Consider the following 19,305-nt stretch of genomic DNA (forward strand, 5'->3'; position numbering starts at 1 on the left):
ATATAAAAATATAAATATAGTTAAGATTTTATATTTTAAAACATTTTTAAAGATTTAAAAAAAAATTATTTATAATAAAATATTTTGCACAATTAAAGATTTTAATATAATCATTTCCTTATGAAATTGTAACATTATAAAATTTATTATTACAATTATAAGAATTATTATAGGTAACCAAGATATATCTTTTTTTTTTAAAATATATATTATTTCTTTATAATTTTTGTTTTTAAAATTTTTTAAAATTATCCATAAACTTAAAAACATAATTATAACATTAAATATACAAAATTTTTTAAAACAATTATCATTAGAATGATTAGGAAGTTGAGTAAATATACAAGTTATCATACCTGGCATTAAATATAATATAGGCCAAAGTATACAACTAATTAAATTTGGAAAAAAAAATTTTTTAAAAAAAGAAATTTCTAACATTCCTGATAAAACTGGAATTATTGGTCTAGTAATTCCAATGAATTTACCAAAAAATATAGTAATTAAATTATATCTTTTTAATAGTTTTTTAATTTTTTTAATTATAATTAAATTATTTTTAAAAATTTTTAAATTTTTAATAAAATATTTAAATTTCCATCCTATAAAATAAGAAATCCAGTCTCCTAATAAACATCCTATAGTTGAACAAATCCAAATAGGATAAAATTTATTATGTGTATTTATAATCATAGCTCCTAAAGCTGACATTATTACTATTCCAGGTAAAAAAAAACCTATTAGAGCAAAAGATTCTATAAATGAAATAAACATAGTAATTAGAATAAAAAAAAAACTTGATTGTTTTGAAATATAATTTAAAATAGTTTCCATTGTTTTAGATCCTTTTAATAAATTTTTTTATGTATTTAAAAAAGATAAAATCATAGTTTTAAATCTATGATATTAAATGCAAATATTATTTTTTATATTAAATTATAGTGATTTAATTTTATAAAACAAGTTTTAAAAAAATAATTTAATAAAAAAATTTTTTACACTATAAATTTTTTTAAAACATTTTTTTAATTCATTTAGATAAAAAATAAATTTTATTATATTTTATAAAAAATTTTTAAAAAATAATAAAAACATTATTCAATATATATGATTTTTTATATTTTTTTTTTTTTTTTTTTTTTTTTTTGTATTCATTTAAAAAATATATTTTATTTTATAATATATTCTATAAATAATGTTAAATATTTTTCAAAACTTCTTTAAAATATATTAAATAATATAAATTTATAAATTAATATTTCATTATAATCGTTTAAAATAATATATATTTTATTTTTGTATTTTTATAAAAATAATAAAACAATTTTAATTTTATTTAAATTTATATTTAAAAATTATTTAATAAAATAAAAAAAAATTTGTTAATAACTTTATAAAGATTATTAATATTTTTCATTTATAAGAGATTCTATGATATATAAGAATAAATATAAATATATAAAATTTTTTCAAAAAAAAAAATTTGGACAAAACTTTTTAACAGATCCATTAATTATTACAAAAATAATTAAATGTATTAATCCCATTCAAAATGATTTATTACTTGAAATTGGTCCAGGATTAGGAGCTTTAACTATTCCTATATGTAATATTATAAGCAAATTAAATGTAGTAGATATAGATCTTGATGTATTAAATTTTTTTAAGAATAAAAAAATTTTTTCAAAAATAAATTTTTTTTTAAAAGATATTTGTAAATTTAATTTGATGCAATTTTACTTAAATAACAAAAAAAAAAAAATTAGAATTTTTGGAAATCTTCCATATAATATATCTACTATTTTATTAATTCGTTTAATTAAATTTAACTTTATTATTAAAGATATGCATTTTATGTTTCAAAAAGAAGTAGCAAATCGTATTTTATCACATCCTAATAGTAAATTATATGGACGTTTAAGTATTTTAATACAATATTTTTTTAAAGTAAAAAAAATGTTTGACATATCTCCTAAATCTTTTTATCCTTCTCCAAAAATTTATTCAACTTTTTTAAAATTTTCTCCACATAAAATTTTTTCGCAATTTAATTTTGATTTAAATATATTAAGTAAAATTACAAAAATAGCTTTTTCTAAAAGAAGAAAGATATTAAAACATAGTTTAAAGAATCTATTTACAGAAGATGTTTTATTAAAATTAAATATTAATTCTAAATTGCGTGCGGAAAATTTATCTTTAAAAAAGTATTGTCAATTAACAGATTATTTAATACGTCAAGATATATGAAATTTATAAAAAATATAAATATTTATTAGGTTTATAAATTTTAATGTTTATTGAATTTTTAATATAGGAAGATTTATTTATGAGTACTTATTTTATAGGTGATATTCATGGATGTTATGATCAATTTTATTCACTTTTAGAAAAAATACAATTTGATAGAGAAAAAGATGAAATATGGATTACAGGAGATTTAGTAGGTCGAGGACCTAAATCTTTAGAAGTATTAGAATATATTTTTTCTTTAAAAGATAAAGCAAGATTAGTATTAGGTAATCATGATTTAAATTTATTATCTGTATATTTTAATATAGAAAAAAATTCTATAGAAAAAGAAATTTCTGAATTATTAAATTATTCTAATTTAGAATTTTTAATTAATAAATTAAAAAAGACTCCTTTAGTTCAATACGATTTAAACAAAAAATTATTAATGTCTCATGCTGGTATTTTTCCAAAATGGACTATCAAAGAAATAATAAAATATTCTAAAGAAGCTCAGAGTAGGTTATCCGGACAAAATTTTTTAAAATATTTAAAATATATGAAAGGTGATTTTCCAAATACTTGGTCTAGAAATTTAAATAAATATGATCGCTTTCGTTTTATTATAAATTCCTTTACTCGAATGAGGTATTGTAATTTAAATGGAGAATTAGATTTTAGTTACAAAGATACTCCTCCTCATTTTAATCAGAGTTTATTTCCTTGGTTTGTCATTGAAAATAAATTAAGTTCAAATTATTCTATATTTTTTGGACATTGGTCTTCTTTAAAAAACACAACAACACCAGAAAATTTTTTTCCTTTAGATACTGGTTGTTGTTGGGGTAGAAAATTAACTATTTTAAGATGGGAAGATAAAAAATTTTTTACAATTAAATGTACTGCATTAAAATAATATATTTTTAAATTTTTCTAAAATTTTATAGAAATAAATAAAATTAATTTTATCTATAAAAATTTTTTGATATATTTGATATAATTTTTTTTAAAAAATATTTTTTAAAATTATTTTATATAAGTAGGATATATTATATTTATCATAGGGAGAAATAGAGAATTTATATTTCTTTTCTTCCTATAATTATTTTAAAAATATTTTTATACATTTTTTTATAGATTTTGAATTTATTATTTTTTATATCATATAATAATATAATTTTTTCTTAGATAAAATAATTTTATAGTTTATGATAAATTATATTTCATAATTATTTATTAATATTTTTGATTAAATTACAATAAATTTTTTAGAAATACCACTATAGAATTTTATTTTTTTTAAAAATAATATGTTTTTTTATATTATATCTAATAATATTAATTATGTTTTATTTTTTTATGTAATTCTTGTAAACTTATAATATTTTCAAATGGATTTGTTTTTAATGATTGAATTGAAGCTAATGCTCCATTCATTGTTGTATTATAGTAAATTTGATTTTTAATAGCATATCTTCGAATAATTTTTGATTTTTTAATTTCTTCTGTCGAATAAGCAGTATTAATAATATATGAATATTTATTATTTTTTATGCGATCTTGAATATTAGGATGATTTTCATTAATATGATTTACTTTTCTTACAGGAACATTATTTTTTTTTAATAGTTTAAATGTATTATATGTAGCATCAATTTTAAAATTAAATTTGATTAATTTTCTTGATAATTTAAGAATTTTATTTAAATTATTATCTTCAATAGATAATAATACTCTTTTTTTATTATTAATCATTGTTTGAGTACTAACCATTGCTTTTCCAAAAGCTTCTGAAAAAGTTTTTCCAATTCCCATTACTTCTCCAGTAGATTTCATTTCTGGACCAAGAATTGGATCTGAATGAGAAAATTTATTGAATGGAAAAATTGATTCTTTTACAGAAAAATAAATAGTTTTAATTTCTTTTTTAAAAAATTTTTGTTTTTGTAAAGATATTCCGATCATAACTTTAGTAGCTATTTTTGCCAATGGAATACTAGTAGCTTTAGAAATAAAAGGTATTGTGCGAGCTGCTCTTGGATTAACTTCAATAATATATAATTTATCATTTTTTACTGCAAATTGTATATTTATTAGTCCTTTAATATTTAATTCTAAAGCTATTTTTTTAACTTGTTTTTTAATTAATTTTAAAATTTTATGATTAAGTGAAAATGAAGGAAGTGAGCAAGCTGAATCTCCTGAATGTATTCCTGCTTGTTCAATATGTTCCATAATTCCTCCGATTAATACTTGTTTTGTATCGCAAACAGCATCTACATCTATTTCTATAGCGTTATTCAGATAATGATCGATTAAAACTGGGTTTTTATTATTTTTTTTTATTTTTTTTTTAAAATATTTTTTAAGGTTTTTTTCATTATATACAATTTCCATAGATTTTCCTCCTAAAACATATGAAGGTCGAATCATAATTGGATATTTAATTTTTTTTGATTCTTTAATAGCTTCTGTTAGGTGCATTACTGTAGAATTTCTTGGTTGTTTAAGATTTAATTTATGAATAATTTTTTGAAATATTTCTCTATTTTCAGATTGATCAATAGATTTTGCATTAGTTCCAATAATTTTAATATTTTCTTTTTTTAAAGATTTAGCTAATTTTAATGGTGTTTGTCCGCCAAATTGAATAATGACTCCTTGAGGTTTTTCAATTCTAATTATTTCGAGAACGTTTTCTAACGTAATTGGTTCAAAATATAATCGATCGGAAATATCATAATCTGTAGATACAGTTTCTGGATTACAATTGATGATAATTGTTTCAAAATTATTCTCTCTTAAAGCTTGCGCTGCATGTACACAACAGTAATCAAATTCAATTCCTTGTCCAATTCTGTTTGGTCCGCTTCCTAAGATAATAATTTTTTTTTTATTGAATATAGGTTTAGATTCGCATTCATCTTCCCAAGTTGAATACATATATGCAATAGAAGTTTTAAATTCTGCGGCGCATGAATCTACTCTTTTATATACTGGATATATTTTATTTTTATATCTTAATTTTCTAATTTGGTGTTCTTTTTTCTTAGTTAATTTAGCTAATCTGGTGTCAGAAAATCCTTTTTCTTTCATTTTTTTTAAAAAACTAATTTTTTTAATTTTATTAGGATTTTGTATGATTTTTTTTTCTAAATTAATAATTTCTTTAATTTGTATTAAAAACCATTTATTAATTTGTGTTAATTTATGTATTTTTTTAATATTAATATTATTTCTAAATGCATCTCCTATATACCATAATCTATCAGATCCTGGTTTTTTTAGTTCTTTTTTTATTTTTTTTACAGCATTTTTTTTGTTAAATTTAATTTTTGAATTAAAACCATCAGAATCAATTTCTAAGCTTCGGATAGCTTTTTGTAAAGATTCTTGAAAAGTACGACCAATAGCCATAACTTCTCCTACAGATTTCATTTGAGTTGTTAATCTATTGTTACTATTAGGAAATTTATCAAAATTAAATCTTGGAATTTTAGTGACTACATAATCTATAGATGGTTCAAAAGAAGCAGGAATATTTGTTCCAGAAATTTTATTGTTTAACTCATCTAATGTATATCCAATAGCTAATTTTGTAGCAATTTTAGCAATAGGAAATCCAGTGGCTTTAGATGCTAAAGCTGAAGAACGAGATACTCTCGGATTCATTTCTATAACAACCATTTTTCCATTTTTTGGATTAACTGCAAATTGTACGTTTGAACCTCCAGTTTCAATACCAATTTCTTTAAGAATATTTATTGAAGCGTTTCTCATAATTTGATATTCTTTATCAGTTAATGTTTGAGCTGGAGAAACAGTAATTGAATCACCTGTATGTATACCCATAGGATCAAAGTTTTCTATTGAGCACACTATAATACAATTATTATTTTTATCTCTTACCACTTCCATTTCATATTCTTTCCAACCGATCATAGATTCATCAATTAATAATTCTTTTGTTGGAGATAAATTTAATCCTCTTGTACAAATATCTTGAAATTCTTTTTCATTATAAGCAATTCCTCCTCCTGTTCCACCCATGGTAAAAGATGGTCTTATAATACATGGAAATCCAATTTTTTTTAATATGATAAATGCTTCTTTTAAAGAATGAGCAATACCTGATTTTGGAACATTTAGATTCAATTTTTTCATAGATTGTCTAAATAAACTTCTATCTTCAGCTTTTTTAATAGATTTAACTGTTGCTCCAATCATTTTTACTTTAAATTTATCTAATATTTTTTTATGATAAAGATCTAATGCGCAATTTAATGCTGTTTGACCACCCATAGTTGGAAGTAATGCATCTGGTTTTTCTTTTTTAATAATCTTCTTTACTATTTTCCAATGAATTGGTTCAATATATGTTTGATCTGCGACTTCTGGATCAGTCATAATTGTTGCTGGATTAGAATTGATTAAAATAACTTTATAACCTTCTTCTTTTAAAGCTTTACAAGCTTGAGCTCCAGAGTAATCAAATTCACATGCTTGACCAATAATTATAGGACCTGCTCCAAGTACTAATACAGATTTAATATTTTTATTTTTAGGCATTTTTTTCTCTTTAATTTTTTATTTTTTTTTATTTACTAATTTTGCAAATTGATCAAACAAAAATGAAGAATCATTAGGTCCTGGGCACGCTTCTGGATGTCCTTGAAAACTAAATATAGGTTTATTAAAAATTTTTATTCCTTGTATAGTATTATCAAATAATGATATATATGTGATTTTTATTTTTTTTGGTAAACTTTTTTTTTTAACAACAAAATTATGATTTTGAGAAGTAATAAATATTTTTTTTGTATAAATATTCTGTACAGGATGATTACTTCCATGATGCCCAAATTTCATTTTTTTTATTTTAGCTCCACTTGCTAATGCTAAAATTTGATGTCCAAGACATATTCCAAACATTGGTATGTTGTATTGAATTAATTTTTTTACAGATTGTATTGCTTGAATAAAATATCTTGGATCTCCTGGCCCGTTTGATAAAAATATACCATCTGGAGAAAGTTTGAGTATATCTTTAAAATTTGTATTTTCTGGTACTACTGTTAGATTGCATTCTCTATCTTTTAACATTCTTAAAATATTTCTTTTAATTCCAAAATCATATGCGATAATATTTTTTTTTTTCATATTATGAATATAATAATTTTTATTTTTTTTAGAATGAATATTAATACTTTTTTGTTTCCATTTATATATTTTATTATGATTATTATTTTTTTTTATTATTTTTTTTTTTTTGTATAATATTATATCTTTATAATTATTAAATTTTGGTATTTTAGTTAGACATATAATACATCCTTGTTGAGAACCACTTTTTCTAATTTTTTTTGTTAACTTTCGAGTATCAATATTTGTAATAGTTAATATTTTATTTTCTTTTAAATATTCTAAGAGACTTTTTGTACTTCTATAATTACTAGATATAGGAGATAGTTCACGTATTATTAATCCTTTAATATGTATTGAAGAGGATTCTTCATCGTTTATATTTACTCCTACATTACCAATATGTGGATAAGTAAATGTAATTATTTGATCTTTATAAGATGGATCAGTTAAGACTTCTTGATATCCTGTCATAGATGTATTAAAAACAACTTCTCCAGTTTCAATACCTTGAATTCCAATAGAATTTCCATAAAATTTACTTCCATCTTCTAAAATTAAAATAGCATTTTTTTTCAAAATTTCCTCTATATTTTAAATTTAATTTATGTGAATAAAGTATAAAAATATTAATTCCATGTATGAGATTTATAGAAATTTATAATTTATTTAATACATCGTTTATAGTAAATAAACCATTTTTTTTATTATATATCCATATTGCTCCTTCAAGAGCTCCTTGAGAAAAAGGTTTTCTATTAAATGCTTGATGTTTAATAGTAATTTCTTCTCCTTTAGTTGAAAATAATATAGAATGTTTTCCTACTGTTTTTCCTGCTCTAATACTACTAAAACCTATTTCATTTTTTTTTCTATGATAATTTGATTTATTTCTATCATATACAGCAATATCATGAAAATTTAGTTTCATGTTTTTTGCAATAAATTTTCCTAAAGTAATAGCTGTTCCAGATGGTGAATCAATTTTATGACGATGATGTGATTCTATGATTTCAATATCAGATCTTTTTCCAATTTTTTTCGTAGTAGTTTTTAAAAGATTTAAAATTAAATTAATTCCTATACTGAAATTTGTAGAATGTAAAATACTAATTTTTTTAGATTTTTTTTTTATATCTAGATAATTTTCTTGAGATAAACCAGTTGTTCCAATTATTATTTTTTTATTATGTTTATAACAAAAATTTAAATTTTTTATAGTATTTTGAGGATTTGTAAAATCTATTAATATATCAAAATCTTTTGGATTTTTTATTTTTGTATAAATATTTATTTTATTTTTTTTTAATTTTTTAAGTATTTTTGAATCTTTTTTTTTTATATCTTTATTTTTTTTAATAATAATTGTATTTAATTTAAGTTTTTCAAAATTTTTTATTTCTTTTATTAAACATTTACCCATTTTTCCTAGTGCTCCAGAAATAGCAATTTTAATAATTTTTTTATGCATGATTTAATTTATCCTATAATTTTTTTTATTATTTTATAAAGTATATTTTATATAAAATAATTTTTTAAAATATTTCAGTTATATATTTTAAAAATATAAATTTTTTCATAATATAAGTAAAATATTTTTTTAATTTAAAAAAATAAAAATATTATTGAAAAAATTTTTATAACTTTTTCTTAAAAAAACATAATATACAGCCAAATATAATACATACATCGGATATATTAAATATAGGTAAATGTAAATATTTATAATGTAAATCAAAAAAATCTATAATATATCCATATTTTATTCTATCTATAGTATTTCCAATAAAACCGCTAATGATAAATAAAATTTCATAACTTTTTGCGGACGAATTATTTAAAAAAAAATAATATATTAAAAATATTATTATTATAATAAAAATTATATTAATGATATTAATATAAATACAGTTCCAAATTTTTTTATATTCATACCATCCAAATATAAATCCATAATTTTTTACATATACTATATTTAGTATATTAAAAATTTTAATTTTATTATAAATTTTAAAATTTTTAAAAATTAAAAATTTAGTTAGATAATCTATAAATAATATTAATAAAATAATAATAATTTTATTATAATTTTTTATGTGAAAAATAATTTTATTCATCTATGCAAATATTCTATTTTCTTCTTTTTTATGAATATTTTTTATACATCTATTACAAATATTTAATTTTTCTTTTTGTTCGTTTTTTTTAATTTTATAATAATTCCAACATCTTTGACATTTTTGACCAGTATGTTTTTTTAGTTCTATTTTTAATCCTTTAATTTTTTTATTGTTTTTTAAGTTTTCTGGAGCATATGAATATTTTTTAATAGAACATTCAGAAGTTAAAAATATGAATTTTAATTCATTTTTAAAAATCATAAATTTTTTTAAAATTTTTTTATCTAAATATAATATTAACGATATATGTAAAGAACTTTGAATATTTTTATTTTTTTTTTCTTTTTCAAGAAGTTTATTTATTTCATTTTTAATTTGAAAAATTATTTTCCAAGTTTTTGTATTAATTATATCTGTATGCGGAATTAAAAAAAGTTTTTTAAACCATTTTTGTATAAAAATATTTTTCTTTACATTAGGAATATATTTCCATATTTCATAAGATGTGAATGGAATGAGAGGAAAAATCCAAATGGTAAAAGCTTGTATAATAAGATATATTGCTGTTTGACAGCTTCTTCTATTTTGACTATTTTTATAAGAAGTATATAAACGATCTTTAATAATATTTAAATATATAGAACTCATTTCTATAAAACAAAAATGTAAAATTTTTTTAGTTACTTTATGAAACTTATATTTTTTATAAAGATTTATAATTTTTTTTTGTGTTTTTAAAGTTTTTTCTATTGCCCAAAGATCTATTTTTAGCATATTTTTTTTAGCTAAAAAATTTTTTTCAGGATGAAAGTCATAAAGATTACTTAATAAAAATCTAGCTGTATTTCGTATTTTTCTATAAGAATCTATAGTTTGATTAATAATTTCTTGAGAAATAGAAACATCTTTAGAATAGTTACTAGACGCAACCCATAATCGTAATACATCAGCTCCAAATTTTTTAATTATATCATTTGGGCTAATAGTATTTCCAATAGACTTAGACATTTTTTGTCCCTTTGGGTCTATTGTAAATCCATGTGTAATTACTTTTTTAAATGGAGCTTTTTTTTGAATAATTGAAGAAATAATTAAAGATGACATGAACCATCCTCTATGTTGATCTGATCCTTCTATATATAAATTGGCGATTTCTTTATTTTTTTTATTTAAATATATAGGAGAAGTATGCATACATCCTGATTCAAACCATACATCTAAAATGTCTGAAGATTTATGATAAAGTTTTCCATTTTTTTTTAAAAAAATATTTTTATCTAAATTCCACCATCCTTCAATTCCTTTTTTTTTAACAAGACGAATAATTTTTTTAAATAACTTTTTTGTATTTTTATGTAGCAATCCTGTTTTTTTATGTGTAAAAAAAGGTAATGGTACACCCCAAGATCTTTGTCTAGAAATACACCAATCTGGTCTATTTTTTATCAATAATTGTAAGTGATTTTTTGTCCATTTAGGTATCCATGATACTTTTTTTGTCATATTAATTGTTTGTTTTTGAAAATTTTTTTTATTAATATTTATAAACCATTGTTTAGTAGATCTAAATATTACTGGAGATTTATGTCTCCAACAGTGAGGATAACTATGTTTAATACTATGTATTTTTAATAAAGAATTATTTTTTTTTAGTAAAGAAATAATTATTGAATTAGATTTAAAAACATTTTTTTTATATATTTTTTTATGTATATTTTTTTTATAAAATCCATAAGAAGTAATTAAATTTTTTGGCTGAATATTATATTTTTGACATGCAATATAATCTTCTTGCCCATGTGCAGGTGCAGTATGTACAATACCTGTTCCAATTTCTAAAGTCACATGTGAACTTAATATTATTGGTATATGAATTTTTAGGAATGCATGTAGAAAATTTAAATTTTCTAATTTTTTTCCTTTAATAGATCCAATTTTTTCATATTTTTTTATTTTAAGAATTTTAAATACTTTTTTAATTGTTTTTTTAGCAAGAATAAATATTCTATCTTTTATTTTTACTAAATAATAGAGAAAATTAGGATTGATTGAAATAGCTTGACTAGCAGGTAAAGTCCATGGTGTAGTAGTCCAAATAATAATATATACATTATTTATATTAGTATTTTTTATATGATATTTAAAAATTTTAAATATTTCTTTTGGATTACAAGATTTTAAAGAAAAATATATGGAATTTGATATTTTTTCTTTATGTTCTACTTCTGCTTCTGCTAAAGAAGATTGACATTGTATACACCAATGTATTGGTTTTAATCCTTGATATAAAAAATTTTTTTTAAAAATTTTATAAATAATTTTAATTATATTAGCTTGATTATGATAATCCATAGTTAATAAGGGATTTTTCCAATCAGCTAATATACCTAATCTTATAAAATCTTTTTTTTGTTTGAGCACTTGTTTTAGAGCATGTTTTCTGCATTTTAAACGAATTTTTTCTTTAGTTAAACTATGAAAATTTTTTTTATATTTTTTTTCAATATTATGTTCAATAGGTAAACCATGACAATCCCAACATGGTATAAATGGTACTTGATATCCTGATAAATTTTTAAATTTAATTATTATATCTTTTAAAATTTTATTTAAAGCATGACCTATATGTATTTTTCCATTTGCATATGGTGGTCCATCATGAATAATAAATTTTTTTTTATTTTTTTTTAATTGAATCATTACTTTATAAAAATTTTTTTTTTTCCATTCTTTTAATATTTCTATTTCTTTTTGTGATAAATTTCCTTTCATAGAAAATTTTGTTTTAGGTAAATTTAAAGTGTTTTTATAATTCGTCATAAGTCTTTTCTTAGTTTTGTATTAATAGTATATATGTAAGTATTAATTCAATAATATATTAAAAATAAATTTTATTAATTATAAATTAATATATATTTTTTTATATTTTTTTGTACTAAAATAATTATTTTAGTATAATAAATTTATATTATAAGTATTTAAATGTAGGAGTTTATTATGGCTAATTTAAAATCTTCTAAAAAAAGTATTTTTTCATCTATTAAAAGAAAAATTTCTAATAATAGAAATCGTTCTGTTATTAAAACATATGTAAAAAAAGTTTTATCATATATTATGATTAATGATTTTAACAAATCAATGAGCGCTTTTAATAAAATGCAATCTTTAGTAGATCGATATTCTATTAAAAAAATTATACATAAAAATAAAGCAGCACGATATAAATCTAATTTATTAAAAAAAATTAGAAACATTTCAAAATAAATATACCCTATTTAATAAAAAATTTTAAGAAAAGCAGTATTGTTTCTAAATTTTATATTAATTTATGAAATTAATACCGCTTTATATTTTATTATCATTTTGTTAAATCTTGAAAAAATTTTTTTACTCCATCAAAAAATCTTTTAGAGCGAGGATTGTTTGTTTCTCCTTGGTTCCCTTTTAAACTATAATTTAGATCGTTTAATAATTTTTTTTGATATTGATTTAAATTAATTGGTGTTTCTACTATAATTTTACATAATAAATCTCCTGTAATGTAATTTCTAATTGATTGTACTCCTTTTCCTTTAACTCTAAATAGTTTTCCTGTTTGTGTTTCTGGTGGAATTTGAATTTTTACTTTTCCATTTAAAGTAGGTACTTCAACTTTTCCACCTAATGCAGCTAGAGTAAAATTGATAGGGATTTCACAATATAAATCATTTTTTTTTCTTTTAAAAATAGGATGTTTTTTAATATTTACTTGTATATATAAATCTCCAGAAGCAGCTCCATTTTCTCCTGCTTCACCTTCATTGTTTAATCTAATTTTATCGTTATTATCTATTCCAGCTGGAATTTTTATAGATAGTTTTTTTGATTTTTGAATTCTTCCATATCCATTACAAGTGTAACATGGATTTTTTATAAATTTTCCTTGTCCTTGACAAGATGGGCAAGTTTGTTGTACTGTAAAAAATCCTTTTCGCATATGTATATTTCCTTTTCCATGACATGTATTACAATTTTCTGGTATAGTTCCTGTTTGTGTTTTATTTCCATTACATGTATGACATCTCTGTAACGATGGAATATGAATTTCTTTGATTGTACCTTTGACTGCTTCTTCTAAGTTTAATGAAATATTATATTGAAGATCAGAACCGCGATGATTTTCTCTTGAATTACTGTTTTCAAATATATCTCCAAATACATCTCCAAATATATCACCAAAATCAGTAGAACTAGTAAAGGATCCATTAAAATCATTTCCAGAAGAATTTTGTTCAAAAGCAGAATGTCCATATTGATCATATGCTGATCTTTTTTCTGGATTAATTAAAATCTCATATGCTTCTTTGATTTCTTTAAATTTTTTTTCTGAAAGTTTACTATTGTTATTTCTATCAGGATGGTATTTTACTGCTAATCTTTTATAAGCTCTTTTTATTTCTCTATCATTAGCTGATTTAGAAATATTTAAAGTTTTATAATAATCTTTTTTATTCATTTTTTTATCTCATTTAAAATATTTATTTTATATATTTTAAACGGGCGTAGATTTTTTTATTCTGCGCCCGTTTTCATTTAAAAATTAATAAATATAATAAGTATTAACTTTATTTTTTCGGTTCTTTGACTTCTTCAAATTCTGCGTCTACGACTTTAGGATCTTTTGGCGCAGTAGAAGAATTATTATTTGTATTAGATTCTTCTGGAGATGCAGTTGTTTTTTTAGTAGCTTCTATTAATTTTGATGATATTTTTAATAATTCTTGTATTTTAGATTCAATATCTTTTTTATTTTCTTTTTTTAATACTTCATCTAAATTTTTTAATGCTAATTCGATAGATTCTTTATCTTTAATATTAAGTTTATTTTTACATTCTTCTAGTTGTTTTTTAGTACTATGAGAGATTTGATCTCCTTGATTTCTAATTTGAACTAATTCTTCAAATTTTTTATCTTCTTCAGCGTGCTTTTCAGCATCTGAAATCATTTTTTTTATTTCTTCTTCTTTTAATCCAGAAGAGGATTGTATTGTAATTTTTTGTTCTTTTCCAGTTTTTTTATCTTTTGCGGATACATGTAAAATTCCATCTGCATCAATATCAAATGTTACTTCTATTTGAGCCATTCCTCTAGGAGCTGGTTGAATACCATCTAAATTAAATTGTCCTAAAGATTTGTTATCGTGAGATTTTTTACGTTCACCTTGTAATACATGAATAGTTACAGCTGATTGATTATCTTCTGCTGTAGAAAAGATTTGACTATGTTTAGTTGGTATAGTTGTATTTTTATTAATCAAACTAGTCATTACACCACCCATTGTTTCAATTCCTAAAGATAATGGTGTAACGTCTAATAATAAAACATCTTTTACATCTCCTGCTAAGACACCACCTTGTACTGCAGCACCTACAGCTACTGCTTCATCCGGATTTACATCTTTTCTTGGTAATTTTCCAAAAAATTCTGATACTTTTTTTTGTACCATCGGCATTCTTGTTTGTCCACCGACTAATATTATATCATGTATATCTTTAACAGAAAGTTTTGCATCTTTTAATGCTATTTTTAAAGGATTAATAGATTTTTCTATTAAATCTTCTACAAGTGATTCTAATTTTGATCGAGTAACTTTTATATTTAAATGTTTTGGTCCATTTGCATCTGCTGTAATATATGGTAAATTAATATTTGTTTCTTGAGTAGAAGATAATTCTATTTTAGCTTTTTCTGCTGCTTCTTTTAATCTTTGCATAGCTAATGAATCATTTTTTAAATTAAATCCTTGTTGTTTCTGAAATTCTTGAACCAAGTAGTTAATTAATCTACTGTCAAAATCTTCTCCACCTAAATGTGTATCTCCATTAGTTGCTAATACTTCAAATGTTTTTTCCTTATCTACTTCATCTATTTCGATAATAGAAATATCAAATGTTCCTCCACCTAAATCATATACAGCAATAGTTTTATTTCCTTTATTTTTGTCTAATCCATATGCTAATGCTGCTGCAGTAGGCTCATTAATTATTCTTTTAACATTTAAACCTGCTATTTTCCCTGCATCTTTAGTCGCTTGTCTTTGAGTATCATTAAAATATGCTGGTACTGTAATTACAGCTTCTGTGACTTTTTCTCCTAAATAATCCTCTGCAGTTTTTTTCATTTTTTTTAAAACTTCAGCTGATATTTGAGGAGGAGATATTTTTTTATTTTTTATATTAATCCATGCATCATTATTATCTGATTTAACAATTTCATAAGGCATAATAGAAAGATCACGTTGTACTTCTTGATCTGTAAATTTTCTTCCGATTAATCTTTTAATTGCAAAAAGTGTATTTTTTGGATTAGTAACTGCTTGTCTTTTAGCAGGCTGCCCAACTAAAATTTCTCCATTTTCAGAATAAGCAATAATTGAAGGTGTAGTACGTTCTCCTTCTGAATTTTCTAATACTTTCGCTTTGTTTCCATCCATAATAGCCACACAAGAATTTGTAGTACCTAAATCAATTCCAATAATTTTACCCATGTATATCTCCTTTTGTTGCGTTATTTGAAAATTTAAAATTTTTAATAAAATTTTCAAAAATTTTGAGATTTTTTAAAGAAATTATATAAATTTAATTATTATCAATAACAATAAAATGGGGACTATTTAAAATACCTCAAGTCTTTGAGAGTAAATTATCTTAAATATAATTAAAATATTTTTTTATAATTTTATAATATTTTTTAAAAACATATTAACAATGTTATTATACTGTAAAAATAATTATTTTACATGTGATATATCAATAGAATTAAAATATTTATAATAATAAATATTATTTTCTTTATAAAAATATTTTTTATTTTGGAGAGAACATGCATTATCAAAATATTATACAATATATGAATTTTTTTTCGTTTATATTTTTCATATTTTCATTTTCTTGTATTGTATTATTTTTAAGTTGGATTTTAGGAGGTAGATCTATTTCTGAGGAAAAAAATATTCCTTTTGAATCTGGAGCTCCTTCTACGGGAAATTCTCGCTTAAGATTTTCAGTAAAATTTTATTTAATAGCCATGTTTTTTGTAATATTTGATATAGAATCTTTATATATATATTCTTGGTCTATATGTATTAGAAAAATACAATGGATTGGATTAATTGAAATGTCTTTTTTTATTTTTATGATATTATTATCTTTAATATATTTATTTAGAATTAGAGCATTAAAATTATTTGAAAATAATAAGTTTAAAAATAATAATTTATCTTAATGGATATATGAGGATGTAATGAAATATACTTTAACCAAAATTAATTTTAAAAAAAATGATAAAAAAATAGAAAAAATTACTGATGATCCTATTAAACTTGCAATAAAAAACAATATTTTTTTTGGAAATTTAAAAAAGATTTTAAATTATTTAGTAAACTGGGGTAGAAAAAATTCTTTATGGCCTTATAACTTTGGATTATCATGTTGTTATGTTGAAATGGTGACATCTTTTACTGCAGTACATGATGTATCTCGTTTTGGATCAGAGGTATTAAGAGCATCTCCAAGACAAGCAGATGTAATGATTATTGCTGGAACACCATTTATTAAAATGGCTCCGATTATTAAACGTTTATATGATCAAATGTTAGAACCTAAATGGGTAATTTCTATGGGTTCTTGTGCAAATTCTGGAGGAATGTATGATATTTATTCAGTTGTACAAGGTATAGATAAAATTTTGCCTGTAGATGTTTATATACCTGGTTGTCCTCCTAGACCTGAAGCTTATATTCAAGGATTAATGCTTTTACAAAATTCTATTTCAAAAGAAAGAAGACCTTTATCTTGGATTATAGGTGATCAAAAAATTTATAAAGCGAATTTAAAATCTAGAAAAGAAAAAAATCGTTCTAAAGTAAATTCTTTATATGATTTTAAAAATCCAAAAAAAGTATAATTTTTTAAATTTTTAAACAGTATAAATTAGTTTGATTATAGAATTTTATAGCAAGGTATGACAAAACTTATGATGAATTATAATAATATTTTTTTTTCTAAAAAAAATACATGGGAAAAATATTTTAAATTTCCTATTATTAAGACTTTATGTGATGTGTTTGGCCCAGAAAGTTTTTTTGTACAAAAAACTTGTATTAATCATCCAGTTATTTGGATTAGTAAAGATAATTTATTAAATTTTGTAAATTTTTTATATAAAAGTAATTTTTATGATATGTTATTTGATTTACATGCAATAGATGAAAGAGTACGTATAAATAAAAATCATTTTCCTAAATCTGATTTTTCTGTTTTTTACTATTTTTTATCTATTGAAAATAATTTGGATTTAATGTTAAAAGTTCCTTTATTTGAAGATAATTTAAGTATTCCAACGATAACTAATATTTATTCAAATGCAAATTGGTATGAACGAGAAATATGGGATATGTTTGGTATTTCTTTTTTAGGACATCCATATTTAAAACGTATCTTAATGCCTAAAAATTGGATAGGTCATCCTCTAAGAAAAGATTATCCTGCAAGAGCAACAGAATTTTCTCCATACACTTTAACAAAAGAAATACAAGAATTAGAAATGTCTGCTTTAAAATTTGATCCAAAAGATTGGGGTATGAAAAGAAGTTATCATAACGAAGACTTTATGTTTTTAAATTTAGGACCAAATCATCCTTCTGCACATGGTGCTTTTCGTATTATATTACAATTAAAAGGAGAAAAAATTATTAATTGTGTTCCAGATATTGGATATCATCATCGTGGAGCTGAAAAAATGGGTGAACGACAATCTTGGCATAGTTATATTCCTTATACTGATCGTATTGAATATTTAGGTGGATGTGTCAATGAAATGCCATATATTTTAACTCTGGAAAAATTATCTGGAATAGTTGTATCTTCTCGCGTTAAATTCATTCGAGTAATGCTTTCAGAATTATTTCGTATAAATAGTCATTTATTATATATTTCAACTTTTATTCAGGATGTAGGTTCAATGAGTTCTGTTTTTTTAGCATTTACTGATCGTCAAAAAATTTATGATGTTATAGAATTAATCACAGGATTTCGTATGCATCCTGCTTGGTTTAGAATTGGAGGATTAGCACATGATTTACCTAAAGGATGGGAAAAATTATTGCAGGATTTATTAGATTGGATTCCTAAAAGATTAAATTTATATATAAATATAGCTTTAAAAAATAGTATTTTAATTGCACGATCTAAAGGTATTGCAGCTTATAATAAAAAAGAAGCTCTGTCTTGGGGAATTACAGGAGCTGGATTAAGAGCAACAGGTGTAAATTTTGATTTAAGAAAAAATAGACCATATTCAGGATATGAAAATTTTGATTTTGAAATACCTATAGGTAATGGAATTAGTGATTGTTATAATAGAGTTCTTTTAAAAGTAGAAGAAATATATGAAAGTTTAAAAATTTTAAAACAATGTTTAAAGAATATGCCTGAAGGTGAGTATAAATCTAGTCATCCTTTAACTACTCCTCCTAATAAAGAAAATACATTACAAGATATAGAAACTTTAATTACACATTTTTTACAAGTTTCATGGGGTACTGTAATTCCATTTGGAGAAAGTTTACAAATGATTGAAGCGACAAAAGGTATTAATAGTTATTATATAATTAGCGATGGAGGTACAATGAGTTATCGTACTAGAATTAGAACTCCTAGTTTTGCTCATTTACAACAAATTCCTTCTGTTATAAAAAATAGTTGTATATCAGATCTAATCGTATATTTAGGAAGTATTGATTTTGTTATGTCAGATGTAGATAGGTGAAGA

14 protein-coding genes are annotated in these 19,305 nt (G+C 21.5%); 6 read left to right on the forward strand and 8 right to left on the reverse strand.

Translation table 11 applies throughout. The features are described from left to right. Positions 1 to 69 precede the first annotated feature (69 nt). Positions 70 to 834, reverse strand: coding sequence for a DedA family protein (locus tag AB4W58_RS00535; protein ID WP_367674148.1), 765 nt, complete (start codon positions 832 to 834; stop codon positions 70 to 72). A 597-nt stretch (positions 835 to 1,431) separates the two neighbouring features. Between AB4W58_RS00535 and rsmA the strand changes: the two genes are divergently transcribed. Both rsmA and AB4W58_RS00545 read left to right on the forward strand, forming a co-directional pair. Then, the gene (rsmA, locus tag AB4W58_RS00540) at positions 1,432 to 2,250 is read left to right on the forward strand and encodes a 16S rRNA (adenine(1518)-N(6)/adenine(1519)-N(6))-dimethyltransferase RsmA (protein ID WP_367674149.1); all 819 of its coding nucleotides are present in this window, start codon (positions 1,432 to 1,434) and stop codon (positions 2,248 to 2,250) included. 79 nt (positions 2,251 to 2,329) lie between these two features. Then, complete coding sequence (locus AB4W58_RS00545) at positions 2,330 to 3,148, forward strand: symmetrical bis(5'-nucleosyl)-tetraphosphatase (protein WP_367674150.1); 819 nt, start codon at positions 2,330 to 2,332, stop codon at positions 3,146 to 3,148. Positions 3,149 to 3,570: 422 nt separating this feature from the next. On the opposite strand, the gene carB is transcribed toward AB4W58_RS00545, so the two are convergent. The 5 genes from carB to ileS form a co-directional block, all read right to left on the reverse strand. Then, entirely contained in the window at positions 3,571 to 6,801 is a 3,231-nt protein-coding gene (carB, locus tag AB4W58_RS00550; RefSeq protein WP_367674151.1) for a carbamoyl-phosphate synthase large subunit, read from the reverse strand. Between the two features lie 18 nt (positions 6,802 to 6,819). Further along, entirely contained in the window at positions 6,820 to 7,953 is a 1,134-nt protein-coding gene (gene carA / locus AB4W58_RS00555) for a glutamine-hydrolyzing carbamoyl-phosphate synthase small subunit (protein ID WP_367674152.1), read from the reverse strand. Positions 7,954 to 8,032: 79 nt separating this feature from the next. Further along, entirely contained in the window at positions 8,033 to 8,845 is an 813-nt protein-coding gene (gene dapB / locus AB4W58_RS00560) for a 4-hydroxy-tetrahydrodipicolinate reductase (RefSeq protein WP_367674153.1), read from the reverse strand. A gap of 166 nt (positions 8,846 to 9,011) precedes the next feature. After that, complete coding sequence (gene lspA / locus AB4W58_RS00565; RefSeq protein WP_367674154.1) at positions 9,012 to 9,491, reverse strand: signal peptidase II; 480 nt, start codon at positions 9,489 to 9,491, stop codon at positions 9,012 to 9,014. Further along, a complete protein-coding gene (ileS, locus tag AB4W58_RS00570) occupies positions 9,492 to 12,314 on the reverse strand; it encodes an isoleucine--tRNA ligase (RefSeq protein WP_367674155.1) in 2,823 nt (940 codons plus the stop codon). Positions 12,315 to 12,491: 177 nt separating this feature from the next. Between ileS and rpsT the strand changes: the two genes are divergently transcribed. Beyond that, positions 12,492 to 12,758, forward strand: coding sequence for a 30S ribosomal protein S20 (rpsT, locus tag AB4W58_RS00575; RefSeq protein WP_367674156.1), 267 nt, complete (start codon positions 12,492 to 12,494; stop codon positions 12,756 to 12,758). 94 nt (positions 12,759 to 12,852) lie between these two features. Here rpsT and dnaJ read toward each other — a convergent pair whose 3' ends face one another. Then, positions 12,853 to 13,989 carry a molecular chaperone DnaJ gene (gene dnaJ / locus AB4W58_RS00580; protein WP_367674157.1) on the reverse strand — a complete coding sequence of 379 codons (1,137 nt, stop codon included), beginning with the start codon at positions 13,987 to 13,989 and terminating at the stop codon, positions 12,853 to 12,855. 109 nt (positions 13,990 to 14,098) lie between these two features. Next, positions 14,099 to 16,021, reverse strand: a complete 1,923-nt coding sequence (gene dnaK / locus AB4W58_RS00585; RefSeq protein WP_367674158.1) for a molecular chaperone DnaK — start codon at positions 16,019 to 16,021, stop codon at positions 14,099 to 14,101. Positions 16,022 to 16,356: 335 nt separating this feature from the next. Here dnaK and ndhC point away from each other — a divergent pair, with 335 nt between their 5' ends. From ndhC to nuoC, 3 genes are all read left to right on the forward strand, one after another. Next, the gene (gene ndhC / locus AB4W58_RS00590) at positions 16,357 to 16,758 is read left to right on the forward strand and encodes an NADH-quinone oxidoreductase subunit A (RefSeq protein ID WP_367674159.1); all 402 of its coding nucleotides are present in this window, start codon (positions 16,357 to 16,359) and stop codon (positions 16,756 to 16,758) included. A gap of 18 nt (positions 16,759 to 16,776) precedes the next feature. Continuing rightward, positions 16,777 to 17,439, forward strand: a complete 663-nt coding sequence (locus AB4W58_RS00595; protein ID WP_367674160.1) for an NADH-quinone oxidoreductase subunit B — start codon at positions 16,777 to 16,779, stop codon at positions 17,437 to 17,439. Between the two features lie 72 nt (positions 17,440 to 17,511). Beyond that, entirely contained in the window at positions 17,512 to 19,302 is a 1,791-nt protein-coding gene (nuoC, locus tag AB4W58_RS00600; RefSeq protein ID WP_367674241.1) for an NADH-quinone oxidoreductase subunit C/D, read from the forward strand. Positions 19,303 to 19,305: the final 3 nt, after the last annotated feature.

It is taken from the genome of Buchnera aphidicola (Chaitophorus sp. 3695), assembly GCF_964058985.1.
GTDB lineage: Bacteria > Pseudomonadota > Gammaproteobacteria > Enterobacterales > Enterobacteriaceae > Buchnera_J > Buchnera_J aphidicola_BQ.

Bases quoted from the DNA above. Each gene is read 5' to 3' on its own strand.
- AB4W58_RS00535 (WP_367674148.1), bottom strand. From the start codon at position 834: ATGGAAACTATTTTAAATTATATTTCAAAACAATCAAGTTTTTTTTTT.
- rsmA (WP_367674149.1), top strand. From the start codon at position 1,432: ATGATATATAAGAATAAATATAAATATATAAAATTTTTTCAAAAAAAA.
- AB4W58_RS00545 (WP_367674150.1), top strand. From the start codon at position 2,330: ATGAGTACTTATTTTATAGGTGATATTCATGGATGTTATGATCAATTT.
- carB (WP_367674151.1), bottom strand. From the start codon at position 6,801: ATGCCTAAAAATAAAAATATTAAATCTGTATTAGTACTTGGAGCAGGT.
- dapB (WP_367674153.1), bottom strand. From the start codon at position 8,845: ATGCATAAAAAAATTATTAAAATTGCTATTTCTGGAGCACTAGGAAAA.
- lspA (WP_367674154.1), bottom strand. From the start codon at position 9,491: ATGAATAAAATTATTTTTCACATAAAAAATTATAATAAAATTATTATT.
- ileS (WP_367674155.1), bottom strand. From the start codon at position 12,314: ATGACGAATTATAAAAACACTTTAAATTTACCTAAAACAAAATTTTCT.
- rpsT (WP_367674156.1), top strand. From the start codon at position 12,492: ATGGCTAATTTAAAATCTTCTAAAAAAAGTATTTTTTCATCTATTAAA.
- dnaJ (WP_367674157.1), bottom strand. From the start codon at position 13,989: ATGAATAAAAAAGATTATTATAAAACTTTAAATATTTCTAAATCAGCT.
- dnaK (WP_367674158.1), bottom strand. From the start codon at position 16,021: ATGGGTAAAATTATTGGAATTGATTTAGGTACTACAAATTCTTGTGTG.
- ndhC (WP_367674159.1), top strand. From the start codon at position 16,357: ATGCATTATCAAAATATTATACAATATATGAATTTTTTTTCGTTTATA.
- AB4W58_RS00595 (WP_367674160.1), top strand. From the start codon at position 16,777: ATGAAATATACTTTAACCAAAATTAATTTTAAAAAAAATGATAAAAAA.
- nuoC (WP_367674241.1), top strand. From the start codon at position 17,512: ATGAATTATAATAATATTTTTTTTTCTAAAAAAAATACATGGGAAAAA.